At 69.3% G+C, this 2856-nt stretch carries 3 protein-coding genes and 1 pseudogene; all 4 read right to left on the reverse strand.

The features are described 5' to 3' along the window. Nucleotides 1–205 (reverse strand): annotated as a pseudogene (locus BIU82_RS11795) (MFS transporter); the annotation flags it as partial. Nucleotides 206–276: 71 nt separating this feature from the next. Beyond that, on the reverse strand, nt 277–1290 hold the full coding sequence (locus tag BIU82_RS11800; protein WP_070349668.1) for a biotin-dependent carboxyltransferase family protein: 1014 nt from the start codon (nt 1288–1290) through the stop codon (nt 277–279). Then, complete coding sequence (locus BIU82_RS11805; RefSeq protein ID WP_070349669.1) at nt 1287–2048, reverse strand: allophanate hydrolase subunit 1; 762 nt, start codon at nt 2046–2048, stop codon at nt 1287–1289. The genes BIU82_RS11800 and BIU82_RS11805 overlap by 4 nt, the downstream gene beginning before the upstream one ends. A gap of 1 nt (nt 2049) precedes the next feature. Next, complete coding sequence (locus BIU82_RS11810) at nt 2050–2838, reverse strand: 5-oxoprolinase subunit PxpA (RefSeq protein ID WP_070349659.1); 789 nt, start codon at nt 2836–2838, stop codon at nt 2050–2052. Nucleotides 2839–2856: the final 18 nt, after the last annotated feature.

The raw sequence follows: 2856 nt of genomic DNA on the forward strand, positions 1-2856 counted from the left end.
AACCCGCGAAGACGAACAGCAGGGCATTGTCCGGGTTGCCCGGGGCAAGGAAGACAAGCGCAAGGGTTCCCGCCATGAAGGCGAAAATGCCATTGTCGTAGAGTTCCACGAAGATGCCCACACAGCCGGCGGTGACCACCTTGCGGGTCTGCCGGCCCGTAAGCCGTTCGTGCTGCGTCTCAGCAGCGTTGGTGCTTGTTGTCATGTGCTTTTCCTTGATGTTTGGAGCGTAGCAAGGCGCTATGTCGGTAGCGAAGGGCCGATGGCGGCAGGTTTTCAGATGGCGATGCCGGGTGGCAGTTCCCGCCATTGGGGTTCGCCTCCCACGCCCAGGAGGGTGAAGACGGTCGTGACGGTTTTCCTGAGGGCATCAAGTTGCGCCATGGCCGCCCGGTACGCCTGGGTGGCCTCGGCCACCGTGGTTTTCCGGAAGCGGACCACGTCGCCCGGGCGGGCCTGGGCGAGTGCATCGAGTCCCATGCTGGTAGCGACGGCGAGCACGGGGTAGCCAGCGGTGACGCCGCGGCCCCGGTGCAGCACGAGCAGTTCCTCCCTGTTGGGGACCTCGACGGCGCCGACGGGCACGCCGCGCGAGAGGACCTCCGCCGTCGAGAGCCGTTCCGGCAAGCGGCCGCCGAGCCGGAGCCCGATGTGGTTGCTGCGTCCGCTCACCGTGTAGCCGGCCTCGAACAGGAGTCCGGCGGACTCGCCGAATTCCGCCACGTCCGGGCCGTCGGTCACGTCCACCAGGAGTTCCGGGCCCATGGCGGGACGCTGCAGCCCGAGACGGAACAGCGGGAGGTCCAAATAGGGCTGCCGGAGCGGAGCCACGCTGCGGCGGATGTCCAATACGGTGCCTTCACCGAGTTTCAGGCCGAAACCGATCACGGTATCCGGGGTACAGCTGCCCATCAGCAGCGGGGCGTCCACCGAGCCGTGGATGGCCAGGTAGGCGCGCAGCCCGCCGTGGATTCCGCGGATGGAGACGGCTTCCCCGGCGCGGACGGAGACGGGTTCCCACTGGGATTGCTCGCGCCCCCCGACCGTGAGGGTGAGCGGCGATCCGGTGACGGCGATCAGCAGGTCGCGGTCCGGGCGCATCCGGAAGTCCAGGGCGGTGACCTCGATCAGGGGCGCATTGTCCGGGTTGCCGGCGAGGATGTTCGCAGCCCGCGCTGAGAACTGGTCCAGGGCGCCGTTGACGGGCAGGCCGAAGCGCGGCCCCCGGTGGCGTCCCAGGTCCGTGACCACGGAGTTTCCGGGCTGCTCGACGACGATCCGGCCGTTCACCGCGCCGCCTCCATCTGCTGTGATTCAGGCTGTTGGAGTTCAGGCAGCTGTGCCTCCAGATACCTGCCGGCGTAGCCGTCGAATTCTTCCTGGCTGATCCGGCGGAAGCGCAGGGTGTCGCCGGGGCGGTAGGGGACCAGCGGGTCCCGGCCCAGGTCGAGTACCGTGAGCGGGGTGCGGCCGATCACGCACCAGCCGCCGGGTGAAACAGCAGGGGAGATCACGGCCTGCCGCCCGGCAACGGCGATCGAGCCGGCGGGGACGCTCAGCCGCGGATCCTTCAGGCGGGGTACGGGTTGCGGGAAGTCCGGTCCGTCCATCATGGGTGATCCGGCGGGGGCACCCATGCAGCGGATGGTGTAGCTTTTGGCCGAGTGCAGGGCGATGACCTCGTCGGCAGTGATCCCTTGCTGGGCGGCAACGTCGTCCAGGTCGGGTCCGAACTCACCTCCGTAGACCACGGGCACCTCGAAATGCCGGGGCCCGGCCGGGGATCCGGTGTCGAGCTGTTGGAGGCCCAGCTGCACGAAGGCGCTCAGCTGCTTTGCGGACACGGCGGCGGGGTCGAACTCCACCAGCACGGAGTCATAGGTGGGAACGGCGCCGTGGAGGCCCTCGGCGTCGCACGTGTCCAGCCAGCCGGCCAGCCGGTGCACGGTCTCCCAGTTACGTTCGGGGTCTTCGGAGACGGCCACGACGCGCACGGCGGAATCGCCGGATTCGTGGATCTCGACGGCGGAAGCGGTGAAGGCGCTCATGTCAGGCCGCGTCCTGCCTGGCGCCGAGGACCTCGGCCAGCGGGGCGATGCGGACACCGGCAGCGGTGAGTTCCTGCCGGATCAGGCGGGCCAGCGCGACGGCGCCGGGGTTGTCCCCATGCAGCAGGACCGTGTCCGCCTGGATGGCGACGTCGGTGCCGGCCACCGTTTCGATGACGCCTTCGCAGACCATGCGGACAGTCCGCTCGACGATGACGGCGGGGTCGTGCAGCACCGCGCCGGGTTCGCTGCGCGGAACGAGAGTGCCGTCCGGCTGGTAGGCGCGGTCCGCGATGCCGACGATCGCGACGCCGAGGCCACGCCGGGCGGCGGCACGCGCCAGCTCGCCATCCTGGGCCAGGACGATCAGGGAGGGGTCGGCGCGGAAGGCGGCGTCAGCAACGGCGTCGGCGTAGTCCGCGCGGGTGGCGACGAGGTTGCCGAGGCGGCCGTGCGGGGCGATGTGCGAAACGCGGGTGCCGTGGTAGGCCGCGAAGGCCGAGAGGGCACCAAGTTGGTAAAGGGTGTCGGTGCGGACTTCCTCCGCGCTGAGGTCCATGGCGCGGCGGCCGAAGCCGCGCAGGTCCGGGAAGCTGGGGTGGGCTCCGACGCCCACGCCGCGGCGCACGCATTCGGCGACGGTGCGGTCCATGATGTCCGGATCCCCGGCGTGGAAACCGCAGGCGATGTTGGCGCTGGAAACAATGTCCAGGAGGTCCTGGTCCTCGCCCAGGGTGTAGGCGCCGAATCCTTCGCCCAGATCTGCTACGAGATCGACCACGGCATTCACGTTGTCCTCTTTCCTCAC

This window comes from Arthrobacter sp. SW1 (assembly GCF_001766675.1).
In the GTDB taxonomy this organism is placed as follows: domain Bacteria; phylum Actinomycetota; class Actinomycetes; order Actinomycetales; family Micrococcaceae; genus Arthrobacter.